Source organism: Vibrio sp. R15-SG3-ISO1B (assembly GCF_059833835.1).
In genome coordinates this window covers 110,580-127,752 of the sequence record NZ_JCBDGG010000043.1, presented here as the reverse complement: position 1 = coordinate 127,752, position 17,173 = coordinate 110,580, and the positions used below count along the sequence as shown (strand labels likewise).

Sequence of the window (17,173 nt, the reverse complement as noted above, 5' to 3'; positions counted from 1 at the left end):
AAGAGTGGGTGATCATTAAACGCTGAGAATAATATTCGATGATGGGGTGAGTCATTGGGTTCATTCATGCCTCCTTAGTACAGCGTCAGTGTGCGACTTAATAAGGAAAGAAAAAAGAGTCTAAATTTTTCTTGGTCTTTCCCATATAATCGAGATATCGGCTTTATACCGGCCAATAAGCGTGAATTTCGCCAAAACACGGAAGTCACATTTACTTTCTGTTCTCATTATTGGAGGCCTAGTGTCTGACATCAATTTACTGCGTTATTATTCTCGCCTTGAGCCGCTAGGAACAAGCGCAACGATTAAGATTGCGCTACCAACGGTGGCAGAACATTTGTGTACGACACCCCGGCACGCTCGCAATTTACTTGGTCAGATGCAAACACTGAACTGGTTGAGTTGGGCACCAAAGGCGGGACGTAATCAACGCTCCTCGTTGACACTTCACTACGCCTTGTTTGATTTGAAATCGCAACTTGCCGCTTCCCGTATCAGTCAAGGCCAATACGAGAAAGCGCTCCAGATCCTCGATGACGACCAAATTGAGTTTGGCCGCCTCCTACAACACACCTCCGGTGCGACGCTACGTGAAGGAAGGCTGCATATACAGTTAACTTACAAACGTGCTTTTGAGCGGTTAGTACCCCATCAATTGCAACGCTCAAGTGAGCGCTATCTGATTCGCCAGATCTACTGTTGCCTGGTTGGTTGTACCAATGACGGTATGCTCACTCCTCAACTGGCTCATCATTGGCACTATGATGAAGACGCGTTGACATGGACGTTTTATTTACGTCCTGGGCTAACGTTTCACAATGGTGCGCCAATCGACGCAAACAGTGTCGTGGCACTGTTTGAGCGATTGCGTGAGCTTGGTCATTACCGCAGTGAATTGTCCCATTTAAAATCCGTGCACTCGCCCGGGCACAATAAAGTGATGTTCGAACTCTCTCTTCCCGACCAAGGATTTGGTGGCTTACTCTCTGGCGTGAAGTATTCCATTCAACCGCCGAGCCAAGTCCACGACACGAAACAATCACAAGTTATCGGGTCGGGCCCCTTCGAAGTAAGCGAACATTCCAGTGCCAAACTGAACCTGCAAGCGTTCGAGCGCTTCTATGCCTGCCGAGCGCTTACCGACCAAGTGACCATCTGGCAAATTGAAGAGCCCACTGCCCACAAAAAACAAATCGAGACAAACCAACCGGGTGCGCAATATCCCTGTCATCACTATCTCTCACATGCGGTGAGTCATGAACCGCACACCGACATCAAGCGCTCTCGGGTTGAAGATGGCTGTATGTTTGTCCTATTTAATCAAACGGCGTGCAATACGCTCAACGATGCTCAACGCCGTTTTCTTTCGACCTTTATCACCCCTCTGCGAGTGCTCAAGCAGTTACAAGAGAGCGGACGTGCGTTCGGTTGTGAGGTCGCGCAAAACTTACTGCCGATGTGGCATAAAGTGATTCGACCCACGATGCCTCGTGTACCGCTGCCCAATCACATCAGCATTGCCGTTTACGACTACACCGCGCTGCAAAGCTGCGCACTCGCTATTCAGTCGTTACTCGAAACCCTTGGCGTTGAAGTCACGGTTCACTCCTATTCTTATCGTGAGCTGACTGCGCTCGCTGAAAGTGGTCAGTTACAAGCGTCTCTGATCGTCACCAATATCAACCTCGATGACAATCGCCACGCCTCAGCGTTCAACAGCCTCTACCACAACCCAATTGTCCAAGCTTGCATTGGCGAAGACTCCAAACGCTGGCTGCTGCGCACGCTAGATGATCTACGCAGCACGACACCACTGGCGAACTACTTAGAGGCGCTAGAGCCCATCGCCTCCGCGCTCATCAATCAGTTTTGGCTGTCGCCACTGTTCCATCATCGGCAAACACTCAGATTTGAGGGTGTGCTCAAAGACGTCGAGCTCACCAACTGGGGCTGGCCAGACATTAAAAACGTTTGGTCCACGGACTAATTCATTTGAACTCAAACCAAAACAAGACATTCATCACACTAGCTTTATGCAAATTTAATGGGCAACATGCATACAAATGCGATTTCTCTCACGTTAACGAGCGAAAAATTACTAACGACAAGCACACTGCGTGCCACTTTTATTTGAACTCTAACCATTAATTCACTATTCTATTGATGGATTCATTTAGAAGGGAATTATAATGAAACTCAAATCCGCGACTCTAATTGCGCTTTCCGCCGCCACATTTCACACACAGGCAAGTGAATGTGGCTCTGTTACCATCGCTGATATGAACTGGAACTCAGCCAGTTTGATGGCCAACATCGACAAATTTATTTTAGAACATGGTTACGGCTGCGATGCCGAACTTATCCCAGGGGACACCATGCCTACTGGCACCTCAATGATTGAAAAAGGTCAACCTGATGTGGCTCCAGAGCTTTGGAGTAACGCGCTAAAAGATGCGCTAGACAAAGGGGTTGAGGAAAAACGTCTGCGCTACGCAGGTAAATCCCTCGTTGATGGCGGTGAAGAAGGTTTTTGGGTACCTGCGTACTTGGTGGAACAGCATCCAGAACTTGCAACAATCGAAGGGGTGAAAAAACACGCGAAGCTGTTTGAGCACCCTGAAGATGACGAATTAGGCGCTTTTTACAGCTGTCCTGCGGGCTGGAACTGTCAAATCAGCGCTGGGAACCTATTCCGCGCACTGAAATTAGAAGAAGCGGGATTTGCCATCATTGATCCAGGCTCAAGTGCCGGTCTATCTGGCTCTATCGCCAAAGCCTATGAGCGTGAACAAGGTTGGTTCGGTTACTACTGGGCCCCGACGGCCGTTTTGGGTAAATACAACATGGTCAAAGTCGATTTTGGTAGTGGTGTTGACTTAGATGAGTTCGTCAACTGTACTTCGCAACCGGAATGTGCGGAGCCTAAAGCGACGATGTACCCACCTTCACCCGTCCACACCATCACGACAGAAGAGTTCGCTACTCGCTCACCAGAAGCGTATGACTACTTTACAAAGCGTGGCTTTACTAACGCTGACATGAACCAGTTGCTCGCTTGGATGGAAGACAACCAAGCAGACAGTGAGGAAGCTATGTTCCACTTCTTAGAGTCCTACCCACAGATCTGGCAAGCTTGGGTACCTGCAGACGTTGCGGACAAAGTGACCAAAGCACTCTAACCCCCCTCCTCCCTTAACTCTGTTATAAGTTGTACTCCTTCACGCGCGACGCGTGAAGGAGAATAAAAGGAATAAACACGATGTCTAGTGATAGTTGGTTTAGCAGCTTTCCAGAAATGGAACGCTCAGATTTGCGAGCGATTCGCAAAACACTCGATGGTGCCTACCGCGAGTTTTCTCGCGAATACGGTGAAATGATCGAGTCTTTCTTTGACCCACTGCTCTCATTTTTAATTTGGTTTGAAAAACTGCTCCTCTCCACGCCTTGGGTTATTGTTCTTGCGGTCTGTACCGCGCTTGTTTATCTGGCCAGTCGCTCTTGGAAATTGGGTGTCGGGTGTTTTATCTCACTGATTTTCATTGGCTATTTTGGTATGTGGGAAGATACTATGCGAACGCTGAGTATCATCACTGTCTGCACCATGCTATCTATTGTGCTTGGTATCCCTATTGGTATTGCGATGGCGCGTTCAAATCGAGTCCAATCGATCGTCACGCCGATGTTGGACATCATGCAAACCATGCCCGCGTTTGTGTATCTCATTCCGGTCGTAATGCTACTCGGCATCGGTAAAATACCGGGGCTCATTGCCGTGGTGATTTATGCGATCCCTCCGGTTATTCGCCTAACCAACCTCGGTATCCGCTTGGTCGACAAAGAGGTGCTCGAAGCCGCGACGGCCTTCGGCGCCAGCGCCAAACAACGGCTGTTTGGCGTGCAACTCCCACTGGCGATGCCCACCATCATGGCAGGCATCAACCAAACCATCATGATGGCGCTATCGATGGTGGTCATTGCCTCTATGATTGGTGTAAAAGGCCTAGGGCAACCCGTTCTTAAATCCATCACCAACCAATACTTTACGTTAGGCCTACTTAACGGATTTGCCATCGTCGTGCTGGCTATTTTGTTTGACCGAGCCTCACAAGCGTATGCAAAGCGCACCCAAGCTCATCTAGGAGATCTGAAACATGACTAAACCACTTATCGAGATCAGTGGCTTGTACAAGGTCTTCGGTGCCAAGCCACACTCTGTCATGGAGCGAGTCAAGCAGGGTCAAAGCAAAGACGACGTACTCGCTGAAACCGGCCATACTGTCGGACTTAAAGAGATCAATCTCCAAATCAATAAAGGGGAGATTTTTGTCATCATGGGCCTGTCAGGCTCTGGAAAATCCACCTTGATTCGACACTTTAATCGACTCATCGACCCCACCGAAGGCCAGATTTTGGTCGAAGGGACCGATGTGATGAAGCTCAGTCAAAGCGAGCTTGAAGAGTTCCGCCGTCACAAAATGTCGATGGTATTTCAGCGCTTTGGCCTGCTCCCTCATCGTACGGTTGTCGACAATGTCGCGTACGGATTAGAAATTCAAGGCATCCCAAAACCAGAGCGCTTAAAAAAAGCCAATGAATGGCTCGATACCGTTGGGCTGTCAGGCTATCAAAACCAATACCCTTCTCAGCTATCTGGAGGACAACAGCAACGTGTCGGTTTAGCACGTGCCCTGTGTACCGATGCAGAAATCCTGCTTATGGATGAAGCCTTCTCGGCGCTCGACCCACTGATTCGCAGTGAAATGCAAGATCAACTTATCGAGCTGCAAGAAAAACTGCACAAAACCATCGTGTTTATTACTCACGACCTGGATGAAGCTCTGAGATTGGGCGACAGAATTGCCATCCTCAAAGATGGTGAGCTGGTTCAGCAAGGCACACCGGACGATATCCTCTTGAACCCTGCTGATGATTACGTTGAGGCGTTTGTCAAAGACGTCAATCGTGCTCGCGCGCTCACGGTGGAAACCGTGATGAACCCACCCGCGTATCGCATTACCGCCACCACAATTCAAGACGCCATCAAACAGATGAAAGGCTTCAAACAAGATTACGCCTATCATGTCACTGAAGAGGGGTATCAGGGCGTGTTGACAAAAGAGGGTCTGATGGATGCCGCCAAAGAACATGGCGAAGACGCAATCAATCAGGAAATCTATGAGGAAGTGCCGACGGTCTCTGCCGATTCTGCCATCGAAGAGGTGCTGGTCGACACCATGTCGTACGACTACTCTCTACCCGTCGTTGACGACGAAGGGAATCTGCAAGGCGAGTTAGAGCGCAGCGCAGTCGCGGAGATATTTGCCGACACGGGCGAGGACGCGGCACAGGATGACAAGGATAAACCCGCCAACACTCCCTCCTAGGTGATAGTAAACACCATTCTCCCTCAATCACGATTGAGCACTTAAGTGATACAAGCAGACAGAAAAACGCCTATACGATCTGTATAGGCGTGACTTTTCTGAATAGACAGGCTTTTGGCCTTAGGTTTGCTTTTATAAAATCTGATGAGTCTGTTTGGCGTATTTTTGTAGCAACGCGTTGTTTCTGTCTTCTGGGTTAGCCGGTTGCCAAAGTCCTTGACTGATACCTCGAACAATGACGTGAATGACCGCCGCATCTATCGCAGACATCACAGCGACGTTCACTGGCTCGTTGTTCGTGTACCCCGCTTCGACTTCAAGTAAATCTTGGTAGTCAATAAAACGAAACGCCCCTGCCGTCAGTTCATGGGAAAATATCGTCTTGCTCGTAGTGACACTAAGCAGAATCTGCCCCGTACGAACATTCACCGCACGCAAGTTCACTGTGACTTGGTCTGTTCGGTATGTCCCCGATGAGCCAATGCCAAGATAACGCGCCCCGGCCCCCCCCGTTTTAATGTTTGAGTCATAGGCGACGATACCGCCCTCAATCACGACATTAGCAGAGCTCAGTGCACTCAAATCATCACCGTGGTTTTCTGCACCTGAGCCCTTATTTTGTGCCGCTCGAATGATCTTGCGCTCGGTCAACAAGTTTTGTAGCCCTTCTCGCTCAAGCGGTACAAACCATTTGGAGTCAAGCAAAGACGCAGTCAACAGCGCCGTACCACCTTGGGGGACCGCCGTCGAGAAGTTACTGTTAGGTTGAGGCTTATATTGACCGGTTTGATCGCGGAAGTCGTAGACAGAGACCAAAATCTTACCTCGAGGTTCAGGTAAGTTGACCAAGTCTTGATAAGTTGCACCGCGTGGCATCAAAGTGGGTGCTTCGTCGGTATCAGGCATATCCATAGAAATGGCACAACCGGATAATAAGCCACAGAGTAAAGTGAGAGTAATCAGGCGCATGGGCAGTCTCCGTTCTAATTATTATCCGGGTTTAAGCCCGCAACTTTTATCTCGGTGGATTCACCGGAGATTTTATCCACAATTTGCACCGACAATGTGCCACCGTTGTCGACAATATTGAGATAAAAGTCGTCCGTCTCTAACTGACCCGTATTCCCATTCCCTACGTCTGATAACAGTTGGCTAATCAAGCGTGATTCTAAGCTATTCGCTAGTCGATCGAGCGCCGATTCCTCTTCAAAATCTAGCCCGTTGTCTGGACCTTCATAACCATTGATCGCATTCGCCACACCAAACAAATGTGAACTGTTGAGCGGGTTACCACCAAAGCTAGGATTCACTGGCGTATACACCAGTTCCGTTGCGTAAAGACTGCCAGTAAAGAGGCAGGCTAACGTTACACACTGCCGAAACATCATCTTTATTTTCATCATTATTCCCTTCAGAACTCATCACGTTCGAGATCAAAAGTATCTTGATACTCACGCTGAGCTTTCCATCTCAATAAATAGTTAGTGACTGCACTAAGTGCATCTTTGGCTTTGTCCTGTGCTGTTTTTCTTCCTGGGGACAACGCCGTACGATAAATAACTTTGTCGCGATGAAGAACGCTGATAATACTGCCAGACAACGCAGTAGGGCGCTCCTTGACTACTAAGTTTTCTTGTAATGAACCATGGCGATCATTCATGTACTGAGTGAAGAAAAAATAAAAATCATCTCCTAGCCGCGTCATTGTTCTATCCACGATCAGCCCTTCAACCTCAGCATAAAATTCGTTGCTTTCTATATGTTGACTGCCACTCGAATTCTTCACATCTTCTATCTCTTCTGCAAAGCCCAAGTGGTTAACTAAGCAAAGAAAAAAACCAATACACATAGACGTAAAGGTGTTTATTCGATTCATTCTAATTGTCCACTTTTGCATGAGAAGTATGATCATGTTTAAAACTTATATGATCTTTAAAAAAGATAAAAGGATACTATTCAAACAATCTTACCCATCTCAATATTGAGACTAAACCAGCCATCTATGTAGAAGACAATCGCTAGCCCTCTAACTCATAGCCTATTGGACATCAATTAAATTCATTAAATATCAATTAGTTAAATAGAAAATAAACGAAATAACTAGTTATGAAACAAGTTTAATTAAACTTTAGATTGCCCATTACAAGAAACCGTCTCATTAAAAAGAAAATTGATCTGATTAATTTTCAATTTTAAGTTCATTGTATTTAGTGGTAGTGCGAGCATAATTAATCGTGAGTTATGGAGACAGCAACTCGCTGAACACCTAAATAACGGAGGTTAAGGTGCAAAATCTCAACTATGTCAAGAAAGGTTTTGTCGTCTTATCTTTATTATCCATGGCTCATGCATATGGTGGTACACGACATGATTTCGACGAAATGTCGAAGGTCTTTGGAGAGTTTAATAATTCAGATAGCTTTATTGAATTTGATGAATTAAACACCTCTCCAGGTAATTATGCAGAGGTCATTCTGAATAACAGTGTTGATTCAAATGTTTTTATTCACCAACATCACATTGGGAACGGAAAAAATAAGGCCAAGGTAATACAAGATAAAACTGATTCGAGTACAGCAATTGTATCTCAGACAGGCTCAGATAACACCGGGATGGTGGAGCAATCTGGACGAAAAAATGTCGCCGTACTTGTACAAACTGGTCAAGACCATACTGGTTATATCAAACAAGATGGGGATTTCAACCTGGCTTATCTAGAACAATGCAGCGGTCGAAAATGCTTGTCTAGTTATGGCAGTGATATCAGCATTTCACAAGTCAATGATAATAACATTGCCGTTGTGATTGATAAAAGTAATGCCAGTTATGGAATTAATCAGGATGGAGATGACTTTATCTTCATAAAGAACTCAATGCATCGCAGTATTTACGTTGAACAATGACGCACAACGTAAAGGATAACATCACTATAAATGGACAAAAGTAAGGATCTATTCATGAAAAAGTTAGCAATCACAATCACAGCTATTTTGGCATCATCGGCAGTTTATGCAGAAAATGAAGCTCAAGTAAGTTTAAATAGCGCCAACAGCGATAATATCGCAATTGTACAAACATCCCCTAACTCTCTATTATTGTCAGATGAGGGAAATGATGCGAATGTCACTATGCAAAGCACCGTATTGAACGATATTGACATTTCTCAAAACGGTATGTTTCTGCAGTCCACAGTGTACGTAAACAACTCTGATAGAAACATTATCTATACGGAGCAAGAAGGATTCGGTAATACTTCAGCAGAAATATACGTTCAGGGCAACTCTGATGCTAACCAAATTAATGTTGTACAAGCAGACTCGAACGTAGTAGCAGATAACAGTGCGACAGTAAATATTAACTATAATTCAGATCGAAACCTCATTGATATTAATCAAAGTTATAAGGCTGACAACACCGCAACTGTCAATGTGTATTGGGGTGATGCAAATGATATTGATATTGTACAGAACGATGACAACACTGCCACAGTAACGATCAACCGGGGTAACGGTAACAAAGTAGATATCAACCAAACGTCATTTGAGTCAGAGGCTACTGTGTACCTTGGTGGTAACTCAAATCACAACCAGGTGTATGTAACCCAAACGGCTTGGGATACGGCTACTGTTACCGGTTCAGCATCTAACGGTAACTATGTTAATATCACTCAGTATTAGTTGATATGTGCAAGATGTTCTCTCAAGCGATACCTCCGGGTATCGCTTTCCTATTCTCCTTCCAAACACTGGCCTTTCCCGCCCTTCACACGCTCCCTCCGTATTTGACACTTCACTGTGAGCACAATCCCACCTCTATCCATCTCACCATCACTGCGCTGCCCACAATCCCCTCTGGCAGCAAGATTAAACTGCAAGGTACAAACACGATTCAAAGCTCTTTAAACCCAGGTTCGCGCGTCACGGTTTCCCTCGATACGCTTCCAGTCACACTGGTACTTAGCGCCCCTCAAGTGGTACCGCTTCACTTGTCCTTACATCAAGACTGCATATTGTCAGAAAGCCAATCGCGTTGATTTAAAAATCTCAATCTCCACTCATAACATGAGCAAAAGACGGGCACAAAAAAGCCCCTCTAAAAGAGGGGCAAAGTACCATCGCATATTATTATAGTGATATTGCCAGTAAATTCTGTTTATAAGTTGCTAAGCATTAACCAAAGTCGCCGTTTACATAGCCTTTGGTGCGATCGTCTTTAGGGTCGCTGAAGATAACTTGTGTATCGTCATGCTCAACTAACTCACCCATTAAGAAAAACGCCGTGCGATCAGAGATGCGACGTGCTTGCTGCATGGAGTGCGTCACAATCACGATCGTGTAGTTCTTTTTCAGCTCTTCCATCAACTCTTCGATCTTGTGAGTCGCGATTGGGTCAAGCGCGGACGTCGGTTCATCCATCAAGATCACATCCGGTTCCATCGCAATTGTACGCGCGATACATAGACGCTGCTGCTGACCACCCGACAAGCCGAAAGCGTGCGATTTAAGACGATCTTTGACTTCATCCCACAAAGCGGCGCCACGCAGTGAACGCTCTACCACTTCATCGATGTGTTTTTTATCTTTGATACCCTGAGCGCGCAGACCATACGCCACGTTTTCATAAATGCTCATAGGGAAAGGGTTAGGTTTTTGGAACACCATCCCAACACGAATGCGCAAATCCGCCACGTCAATGTTGCCGTAGATGTCGGTGCCGTCCATCTCAAGCGAGCCTTTGATAGTCACACCTTCAATCAAGTCATTCATGCGGTTTAAGCAGCGCAACAGCGTCGATTTACCACAGCCTGAAGGCCCAATCAACGCCGTCACCTGACGGGTTGGGATCGGAAGGTTGATCGATTTAAGGGCTTGGTTCTCACCGTAAAACAGGTCTAGATTTTCAATGTTGAATTTGTTCATGGTCTTAATCTCTTAAATTTGGTCAGTCAGCGATCAGTAAGTCGCGGTATTGAAGCGGCGAGCAATCAGTTTAGTGATCATGTTGATCAATAGAACAACCACAATCAGCACTGTCGCAGTTCCATAGGCCTGATTCCACTCATCTATCGTGAAGAGCTCTGTAGTGAGCTTGTACAGGTGTACCGTCAGCGTTCTGCCTGAATCGAATAACGAATCAGGAATACGCGCGACCATACCTGCGGTGAGAAATACAGGGGCAGACTCACCAATCACACGACCAATACTTAGAATGACCGAGGTTAAGATACCTGGCATTGCGCTTGGCAAAATTAGGCGCCAGATAGTGTAAATTTTCGATGCGCCAAGGCCATATGAGCCTTCGCGGTATGTTTGTGGTACGGACATCAACGCCTCTTCCGTAGTTCGGATGATCACGGGAAGAATCAAGATACTCAGTGTCAATGCACCCGATAGGATGGAGAAGCCCAGCCCCAAAATGGCCACAAAGAATGTCATACCAAACAGACCAAAGATGATCGATGGAATACCCGCCAGTGACTCAGTACAGAAACGGATCACTTTGACCAGTTTACTGCCCACTTTGGCGTATTCTGTTAGGTAGATGGCGGTCATGATGCCCATTGGGGCCGCAACCGCAATTGATGCGATAACCATGTAAATGGTCGATACAATCATCGGAAAGATACCTTGCTCATCACCGGTTCGAGTGTAATCGCCAGAGATAAATTTCCAATCAACATGCTGTAGGCCATTCGAAAGAATGTACCAGATAATCCAAAATAGGAAGCCAACTGTCAGCGCAGCAGACAACCAAACAAACGCATTGAGGATCTGATCCTTACGCTCTCGAGACTGTTTTAATTTCACGCGGTCCATAATCTTCACCTATCGCTTATTTCGCTTTTTCGCGGTTTAAGTACAACAATGCACCGTTTAACATCATGATAAACGCCAACAGTACCACGCCCGTTGCGTAGAGAGCGTTCGCATGTACACCGCTTGCGTAGGACATTTCAATGGCAATGTTAGCGGTCAGCGTACGTGCGGAATCTAAAATACCTTGTGGCATCGCCGGTGCGTTACCCATGACCATAATGATCGCCATCGTTTCGCCCAATGCGCGACCAATGCCTAAGATAACCCCAGTCATGATACCGCTTCGTGCCGCTGGAACGAGAAGCTTAAAGATGGTGTAGATTTTTGACGCCCCCAGCGCTAACGACCCTTCTTTGTAGGCGCGAGGCACAGCGCGAATCGAGGTTTCAGACACGGTAATGACCGTAGGAAGAATCATCACCCCGAGTACAATGATACCGGCCAAAATGGTGTTACCCGCAGGCACATTGAAGATGTTTTGAATCAGCGGAACAATGATGACTAGGCCAAAGAAGCCATAGACGACCGAAGGGATACCCGCTAACAGCTCAACCGCTGGTCGAATCACATCCGCTAAACGTTTGGGCGCGATTTCCGCGATAAAGATGGCTGTTAATACACCAATCGGCACACCCACAATCACTGCGCCAAAGGTGGACACAATCGAAGCGACAATCATGGTCGCCACACCATACAGTGCCGGTGGCAACCAGTCTTGGCCTAAAACAATGCCGGTAATCCCCGCTTCTTGAAAGGCAGGAATGGATTCTCTAAAAATGAAGTAAGCAATGATGGCGAGAGAAACAATGCCGATAATAGCACTGGTTAAGAATAAGCCATGGAAGATGCGCTCTTTCCAATCAACGCGCTTTTTGGCACGAAGACTTGGCTTAGATACTTGAGTCGCTTGAGTATTCATAAGCTTTTCACTACTTGTTGCGATGGTCATAAAATCTTACCGAGATAACGAGTGAAACACTCGTTTCAGAGTGAGAAAAGGCTCAGCCCAAAGGGGGCTGAGCAATTAAAATCTTACTGGCGTTACTTAACTGAGATGTAACCTTTTTGGTCAACAAGCGCTTGCGCGTCGTCAGACACCATCCAGTCTAGGAATTTCTGTGTTGCCGCAGTAGGTTGACCTTCACGGTAAAGAACTAGGAAAGGACGCGCCACTTTGTAAGAACCGCCTTTCACGTTGTCAACCGTTGCATCGACACCGTCAATCGCTAGTGCGTGAACCGACTCGTCAACGGTACCTAGAGAGATGTAACCAATCGCGTATGGGTTAGAGGCAACCATGGTTTTAAGAGCACCGTTACCGTTGGCCACTTGAGCACGCTGAGAAATCGCTGACACAGTTTTGCCCGAGATCTTCTTCTTAAGGCTCATGATGTCTTCGAACGCGCCACGCGTACCTGATGCAGTATCGCGAGTGATCGCTACGATAGGCTTGTCTGCGCCGCCTACGTCTTTCCAGTTCGTCACTTCACCCGTGTAGATAGCCGTTACTTGCTCAGCAGTTAGACCTTTTAGATCGTTCTTAGGGTTCACCACAACAGCGATACCGTCGAGTGCAACTGTTAGCTCTTTCAATGTTGGCTCTTTCTCAGACTCTTTCAGGTTACGAGAAGACATGCCAAGGTCAGCACTGCCGTTCTTCGCCGCTTTCACGCCCGCAGAAGAACCTGGTCCTTGAACTTCGATAAACACATCAGAGTTTGACTTCATGTATGTTTCAGAGAAAACTTCCATCAGTGGAGTTACGCTGCTAGAACCTACAGCAGAGATTGTTTCTTTAGCAGAAACAGGAGTCACTGCCATGGCGCCTAGAAGTGCGATTGCACCGATTACTGTCTTTTTCATCACAATTTCCTTAAGTTGGCTTTATTGCCGTTGTGTTTCACTTGAACGCTGCTCACTTTAGGACTCAAATGTGACAGTTGTGTTTCACTTCGTTGAAGCCTATATGACACATTGGTCTTATTTCTCAACGTCAGCACATTACTGACGCCCTTACCACTTTATCCGCTCTCGGTGTGCCCTTGTCTTTATCACCAATCTAGTGGGCAAGAATTAACCATCTGATATTAATGTAAATATAAGTTGCATAACGTGGGGTCAAACTTATCTATGTAAGATAAATTTGATTATTGAAATAAATCAGAGACAAATTAGAATCATTCTCCTTAACTATAAAAATAATAGATCTTATTCAGTTTCGTATGTAGAGGACCACTAATGCGCCAGTTACTCAGTAACCTTTCTATCAAGGTACAAGTTGTTGTACCTGTGATATTCACTCTGATCTTGCTCATCGCAGGCATCACTTACAGCTCAAATAGCCTGACTCACGCGTTTGGCACCGTCAAAAGCTCCACTGAACATCTCGTCAATCACAAAGAAGAACTCACTGACATTATCGACAATACCTACGGTATGCGCATCAAAGCTATCTACAGCTTGTTTCGCGCAGAAGATGTTGATGGACTCGCCAGCACCTTGTTAGAAAAACAGAGCGAAAATCAACGTCTGCTGGACTCACTCAATACTGTAGAGGGCTTGCAAAAAGAAGTCTCGGCTATGAAAGAGGCCATCGAGCACTACGTTCGCTACTCCATCAACACTATGGTGCCGCTCCTCAATCAGAAACATCAACAGACCCAATCCAGTGCGGCGTTTAACCAACGTTTTGAGCAAGCTTCGGCAGTCTACCGCCAGGCCGGGCAAGAGATGGTATCAGCCATTGACCATCTCTCCACCAAGCTCAATGAACTGGCATTGGATGACTTGCATCGCAGTGAGGCAACCCACTCTTCGGTGATGAACAGCAGTATCATCGGTCTTGTCGCTGTGCTCGCCATCGCGTTGATATTAAGTTGGTTGCTGGCCGGAATCATCGTCACGCCGATTCAGCGCCTACAACAAGCCATGACACAATTGGCGCACGGCAATCTACTCGTTAGCGTGCAAGAAGAAGGCAACAACGAGATCACTGCACTCTCTAAAGACTTCAACAGTACCGTGAGCAAACTCCAGCAAACCGTCGACTCATTGGTTCGAATCAGCGTGGATGTCGCGTCCGCCTCGACGGAGTTAGCGGCGGTGATGACACAATCGAGCGTCAACTCCGACCAAGAGAAGAACGAAGTGGAACAAGTGGCGTCAGCGATCAACCAGATGGAAGGCACGGCAACGGAAGTGACCCAAAACGCCAATCTGGCCGACTCTGCCGCGCTGAAAGCAGATAAACTGGCAAAAGAGAGTTTGGCAGTCTTTGATGAGAATACCCGCGAGAGCGAGAAAATGGCGCGTCAACTATCGGATGCGGCGCAAGTGGTTCACTCGCTCAAAGATCAATCTGAGCAAATTGGCAAAGTGATTGAAGTGATTGAGAGTATTTCTGAGCAAACCAACTTGCTTGCCCTAAACGCAGCGATTGAAGCGGCGCGTGCAGGTGAAAGTGGTCGTGGTTTTGCTGTAGTCGCCGATGAAGTTCGCATGCTGGCTGCACGCACACAGGAGTCGACAAAAGAGATCCAGACTATTATCGAAGAGTTGCAAAAACAGTCGGGCAGTGCCAATGACAGCGTGAATTCAAGCCTTGAGATGATCACTCGCAGTCAAGAGCAAGCAAAGTTGGTCAGTGTCTCGCTGCGTGATATTTCCACATCGATTTCCGACCTGTCGAGCATTAACGCTCAAGTCGCTATCGCGTCTGAAGAGCAAGGGCAAGTTACCTCGGACGTCAACAACAACCTCAGCAACATCTATGAGTTAGTGAGCCAAAACGTCACTGGTATCACTCAAGCCGCCGCCGCCAGCCAAGAGCTCTCGGCACTGGCTGAAAATCAAAAGCAGCAGCTTGGATTCTTTAAAGTCTAAAGCGTGAGATAGACAAAGGGACTGCCTCGGCAGTCCCTAATTATTTTGTGCGTTTTCGCTAAGATTATTCGTCGTCGCTACTCGGCGCGACTTTCTTCTTAGGAATAAACACTGAATCGCCCACCGCCACGTTTTGGTAGAAACCTTTATCACGCTTAACAGGCTTAGTTGACGCCTTTTTCTTAGTCGTGGTGGCTTTCTTGTTCGGTTTGGGTTTGTTACGAAAATCGGGCTTACGCGGCTTCAAACCTTTGAACTTGCCTTTCAAACCTTCCAGCTCAGAAAAGGCAATGTCTTGCTGCAGATAAGCTTCCACACGCTTAAAGCTGTCCCAATCTTTTGGTCCTACTAGCGAAATGGCATCACCCTTGTTACCCGCTCGACCCGTGCGGCCCACTCGGTGCACATACTCTTCAGTATGCTTAGGCATATCAAAGTTGACCACGTGGGTCACGTTGGCAATATCAAGACCACGTGACGCCACATCGGTGGTCACTAGAATCTTAAACACGGCACGTTCAAACTGACTCATGATGGTGTTGCGTTGAGTTTGATTCAGATTCCCGCTCAGCGCTACCGCTTTGAGCTTGCGCTCGTTCAGCTTGTCAGTCAAACGCTCAGTGTCGACACGTGTTGCAGTGAAGATGATCAGCTGCTTGTACTGCGCCTCTTCAAGAATGCGATCTAAAATCGCTTCTTTATGATCAAGATGGTCACACAGGTAGAACTTCTGTGTGATGTCCTTGTGCTCTTCATTGGCCACGCCTACAGCGATCCGCTTAGGCGCATTAAGCATTTCAAAAGCGATGTTGTTGACTTCTGCGTGATCTAACGTGGCCGAGAACATCAAGGTTTGACGACGACGATGCTTGGCTGCATTGTGGATACGACGTAGCTCAGGCGCGAAACCCAAGTCCAACATACGATCCGCTTCATCCAGTACCAAGGTTTCCAAGCCATCAAGGAACAAGGATTTGTGTTGCAAGTGGTCGGCTAAACGCCCTGGTGTCGCCACAATGAATTTAGGGTAGCGCTTAAGCGCTTTGACTTGGTCGTTAAAGTTTTCACCGCCTAAAATCAGGGTGGCGTCGTACGTTAAACCGCCCAACATAGAACGCAATTCACCGTACACCTGCTTCGCCAATTCACGGGTCGGCGCTAGAATCAATGCGCGTGGGTCTTTGGCGGAAAACGATTTATTTTTTAGAGACTTGTGCAAAATCGGCAGAACAAACGCCAGTGTCTTTCCTGAACCAGTCTTCGAGGAGGCGAGTAAATCCTTACCAGCAATCGCCACGGGGATCGCTTGCTTTTGAATGTCAGTCGCCTTGGTAAAATTAAAATGGTTCAAGTTTTTTAATAAGCGATTATCTAAACCTAAATCTTTGAACTGCAATGTTGTCTCCAATAAATCCACATTGAACGGTAAACAGTGACGCCCGCTACATCGAGCGACGAAATCAAAACGGTACATGATACCTAGAATAGACGGTGATGGGTAGAGTATGGTCAAAATATCGATCAAAGCCTCTTGACTCTCAATCGCAAGCGTACTTTCTCACTGGATGAGTTTCAGCAGCCCTACTATTGATAGATGCTCATTATTGACTTCACTTGCATTATTTACTCTCACGAATGAGACATTCGTCAACAAATTCGATAATTACCTAAATTCTTGGGTTTTTTTGACTTTTCTCTACTTTTGGAAGTTAATATTTAGCACTACACTGTGGAATGTCACTATATGATGAAGAATGTATAGGGCAATCTAAATGATACTCATATAAGCAAGGAGTTCTAATATGAACAAAATGTTGATCGCAGCTGCAGCCTCTTCTGTTCTTCTACTAGCAGGTTGTGCTTCTGGTCCAGACGAAGCAACAACAGCGAAACTGGACGAGCTAAGCAATCAAGTTAGCCAGCTAAGCCAAGACGTTTCAGCACTGCAAGCAGACGTTCGTAAGTCAGGCGACGCAGCAATGGCAGCGCAAGAAGAAGCCGCTCGTGCAAACGAACGCATCGACAACATTGCTCAGTCTTACACTAAGTAATTCAGTCAAGTTTTAAAGAAAGGGTCTGCATATGCAGACC

General features: G+C 46.7%; 16 protein-coding genes. 8 read left to right on the top strand and 8 right to left on the bottom strand.

What is annotated here, in order from left to right; genetic code table 11:
- Positions 1–241 precede the first annotated feature (241 nt).
- From AC6R0S_RS13120 to AC6R0S_RS13105, 4 genes are all read left to right on the top strand, one after another.
- Complete coding sequence (locus AC6R0S_RS13120) at positions 242–1,987, top strand: SgrR family transcriptional regulator (RefSeq protein ID WP_500638099.1); 1,746 nt, start codon at positions 242–244, stop codon at positions 1,985–1,987.
- A 202-nt stretch (positions 1,988–2,189) separates the two neighbouring features.
- Positions 2,190–3,179, top strand: coding sequence for an ABC transporter substrate-binding protein (locus tag AC6R0S_RS13115; RefSeq protein WP_500630231.1), 990 nt, complete (start codon positions 2,190–2,192; stop codon positions 3,177–3,179).
- 80 nt (positions 3,180–3,259) lie between these two features.
- Positions 3,260–4,159 carry an ABC transporter permease gene (locus AC6R0S_RS13110; RefSeq protein ID WP_500630232.1) on the top strand — a complete coding sequence of 300 codons (900 nt, stop codon included), beginning with the start codon at positions 3,260–3,262 and terminating at the stop codon, positions 4,157–4,159.
- The gene (locus AC6R0S_RS13105) at positions 4,152–5,384 is read left to right on the top strand and encodes a quaternary amine ABC transporter ATP-binding protein (RefSeq protein WP_487902916.1); all 1,233 of its coding nucleotides are present in this window, start codon (positions 4,152–4,154) and stop codon (positions 5,382–5,384) included. The genes AC6R0S_RS13110 and AC6R0S_RS13105 overlap by 8 nt, the downstream gene beginning before the upstream one ends.
- A gap of 132 nt (positions 5,385–5,516) precedes the next feature.
- Here AC6R0S_RS13105 and AC6R0S_RS13100 read toward each other — a convergent pair whose 3' ends face one another.
- The 3 genes from AC6R0S_RS13100 to AC6R0S_RS13090 are packed head-to-tail and all read right to left on the bottom strand — an operon-like array spanning position 5,517 to position 7,260.
- Complete coding sequence (locus AC6R0S_RS13100; protein ID WP_334552853.1) at positions 5,517–6,353, bottom strand: CsgG/HfaB family protein; 837 nt, start codon at positions 6,351–6,353, stop codon at positions 5,517–5,519.
- Positions 6,354–6,367: 14 nt separating this feature from the next.
- A complete protein-coding gene (locus AC6R0S_RS13095; RefSeq protein ID WP_500632417.1) occupies positions 6,368–6,772 on the bottom strand; it encodes a curli assembly protein CsgF in 405 nt (134 codons plus the stop codon).
- A 23-nt stretch (positions 6,773–6,795) separates the two neighbouring features.
- Positions 6,796–7,260, bottom strand: coding sequence for a curli production assembly/transport protein CsgE (locus AC6R0S_RS13090; protein ID WP_500630234.1), 465 nt, complete (start codon positions 7,258–7,260; stop codon positions 6,796–6,798).
- A 409-nt stretch (positions 7,261–7,669) separates the two neighbouring features.
- On the opposite strand from AC6R0S_RS13090, the gene AC6R0S_RS13085 reads away from it, so the two are divergent.
- Both AC6R0S_RS13085 and AC6R0S_RS13080 read left to right on the top strand, forming a co-directional pair.
- Positions 7,670–8,287, top strand: a complete 618-nt coding sequence (locus AC6R0S_RS13085; protein ID WP_500638098.1) for a curlin subunit CsgB — start codon at positions 7,670–7,672, stop codon at positions 8,285–8,287.
- 54 nt (positions 8,288–8,341) lie between these two features.
- Positions 8,342–9,061 carry a hypothetical protein gene (locus AC6R0S_RS13080; protein ID WP_500638097.1) on the top strand — a complete coding sequence of 240 codons (720 nt, stop codon included), beginning with the start codon at positions 8,342–8,344 and terminating at the stop codon, positions 9,059–9,061.
- 492 nt (positions 9,062–9,553) lie between these two features.
- Here AC6R0S_RS13080 and pstB read toward each other — a convergent pair whose 3' ends face one another.
- The 4 genes from pstB to AC6R0S_RS13060 form a co-directional block, all read right to left on the bottom strand.
- Positions 9,554–10,303 (bottom strand): phosphate ABC transporter ATP-binding protein PstB, encoded by a 750-nt coding sequence (gene pstB, locus AC6R0S_RS13075; RefSeq protein WP_334552864.1) that lies wholly within the window; start codon positions 10,301–10,303, stop codon positions 9,554–9,556.
- Positions 10,304–10,336: 33 nt separating this feature from the next.
- A complete protein-coding gene (gene pstA, locus AC6R0S_RS13070; RefSeq protein ID WP_487902911.1) occupies positions 10,337–11,200 on the bottom strand; it encodes a phosphate ABC transporter permease PstA in 864 nt (287 codons plus the stop codon).
- A gap of 16 nt (positions 11,201–11,216) precedes the next feature.
- Complete coding sequence (pstC, locus tag AC6R0S_RS13065; RefSeq protein WP_500626208.1) at positions 11,217–12,149, bottom strand: phosphate ABC transporter permease subunit PstC; 933 nt, start codon at positions 12,147–12,149, stop codon at positions 11,217–11,219.
- A 92-nt stretch (positions 12,150–12,241) separates the two neighbouring features.
- Entirely contained in the window at positions 12,242–13,063 is an 822-nt protein-coding gene (locus tag AC6R0S_RS13060) for a phosphate ABC transporter substrate-binding protein (protein WP_487902909.1), read from the bottom strand.
- 375 nt (positions 13,064–13,438) lie between these two features.
- On the opposite strand from AC6R0S_RS13060, the gene AC6R0S_RS13055 reads away from it, so the two are divergent.
- A complete protein-coding gene (locus AC6R0S_RS13055; RefSeq protein ID WP_500630238.1) occupies positions 13,439–15,082 on the top strand; it encodes a methyl-accepting chemotaxis protein in 1,644 nt (547 codons plus the stop codon).
- A 64-nt stretch (positions 15,083–15,146) separates the two neighbouring features.
- Here AC6R0S_RS13055 and AC6R0S_RS13050 read toward each other — a convergent pair whose 3' ends face one another.
- Complete coding sequence (locus AC6R0S_RS13050; RefSeq protein ID WP_500626249.1) at positions 15,147–16,490, bottom strand: DEAD/DEAH box helicase; 1,344 nt, start codon at positions 16,488–16,490, stop codon at positions 15,147–15,149.
- A 394-nt stretch (positions 16,491–16,884) separates the two neighbouring features.
- Between AC6R0S_RS13050 and AC6R0S_RS13045 the strand changes: the two genes are divergently transcribed.
- Positions 16,885–17,133 (top strand): Lpp/OprI family alanine-zipper lipoprotein, encoded by a 249-nt coding sequence (locus tag AC6R0S_RS13045; protein WP_334552872.1) that lies wholly within the window; start codon positions 16,885–16,887, stop codon positions 17,131–17,133.
- The last annotated feature ends 40 nt before the right edge of the window (positions 17,134–17,173 follow it).

What these genes read in the sequence shown, in the direction of transcription:
- AC6R0S_RS13110 (WP_500630232.1), top strand. Translation starts at nt 3,260, where the DNA reads ATGTCTAGTGATAGTTGGTTTAGCAGCTTTCCAGAAATGGAACGCTCA.
- AC6R0S_RS13080 (WP_500638097.1), top strand. Translation starts at nt 8,342, where the DNA reads ATGAAAAAGTTAGCAATCACAATCACAGCTATTTTGGCATCATCGGCA.
- AC6R0S_RS13100 (WP_334552853.1), bottom strand. Translation starts at nt 6,353, where the DNA reads ATGCGCCTGATTACTCTCACTTTACTCTGTGGCTTATTATCCGGTTGT.
- pstB (WP_334552864.1), bottom strand. Translation starts at nt 10,303, where the DNA reads ATGAACAAATTCAACATTGAAAATCTAGACCTGTTTTACGGTGAGAAC.
- pstA (WP_487902911.1), bottom strand. Translation starts at nt 11,200, where the DNA reads ATGGACCGCGTGAAATTAAAACAGTCTCGAGAGCGTAAGGATCAGATC.
- pstC (WP_500626208.1), bottom strand. Translation starts at nt 12,149, where the DNA reads ATGACCATCGCAACAAGTAGTGAAAAGCTTATGAATACTCAAGCGACT.
- AC6R0S_RS13055 (WP_500630238.1), top strand. Translation starts at nt 13,439, where the DNA reads ATGCGCCAGTTACTCAGTAACCTTTCTATCAAGGTACAAGTTGTTGTA.
- AC6R0S_RS13060 (WP_487902909.1), bottom strand. Translation starts at nt 13,063, where the DNA reads ATGAAAAAGACAGTAATCGGTGCAATCGCACTTCTAGGCGCCATGGCA.
- AC6R0S_RS13105 (WP_487902916.1), top strand. Translation starts at nt 4,152, where the DNA reads ATGACTAAACCACTTATCGAGATCAGTGGCTTGTACAAGGTCTTCGGT.
- AC6R0S_RS13090 (WP_500630234.1), bottom strand. Translation starts at nt 7,260, where the DNA reads ATGAATCGAATAAACACCTTTACGTCTATGTGTATTGGTTTTTTTCTT.
- AC6R0S_RS13045 (WP_334552872.1), top strand. Translation starts at nt 16,885, where the DNA reads ATGAACAAAATGTTGATCGCAGCTGCAGCCTCTTCTGTTCTTCTACTA.
- AC6R0S_RS13095 (WP_500632417.1), bottom strand. Translation starts at nt 6,772, where the DNA reads ATGATGTTTCGGCAGTGTGTAACGTTAGCCTGCCTCTTTACTGGCAGT.
- AC6R0S_RS13115 (WP_500630231.1), top strand. Translation starts at nt 2,190, where the DNA reads ATGAAACTCAAATCCGCGACTCTAATTGCGCTTTCCGCCGCCACATTT.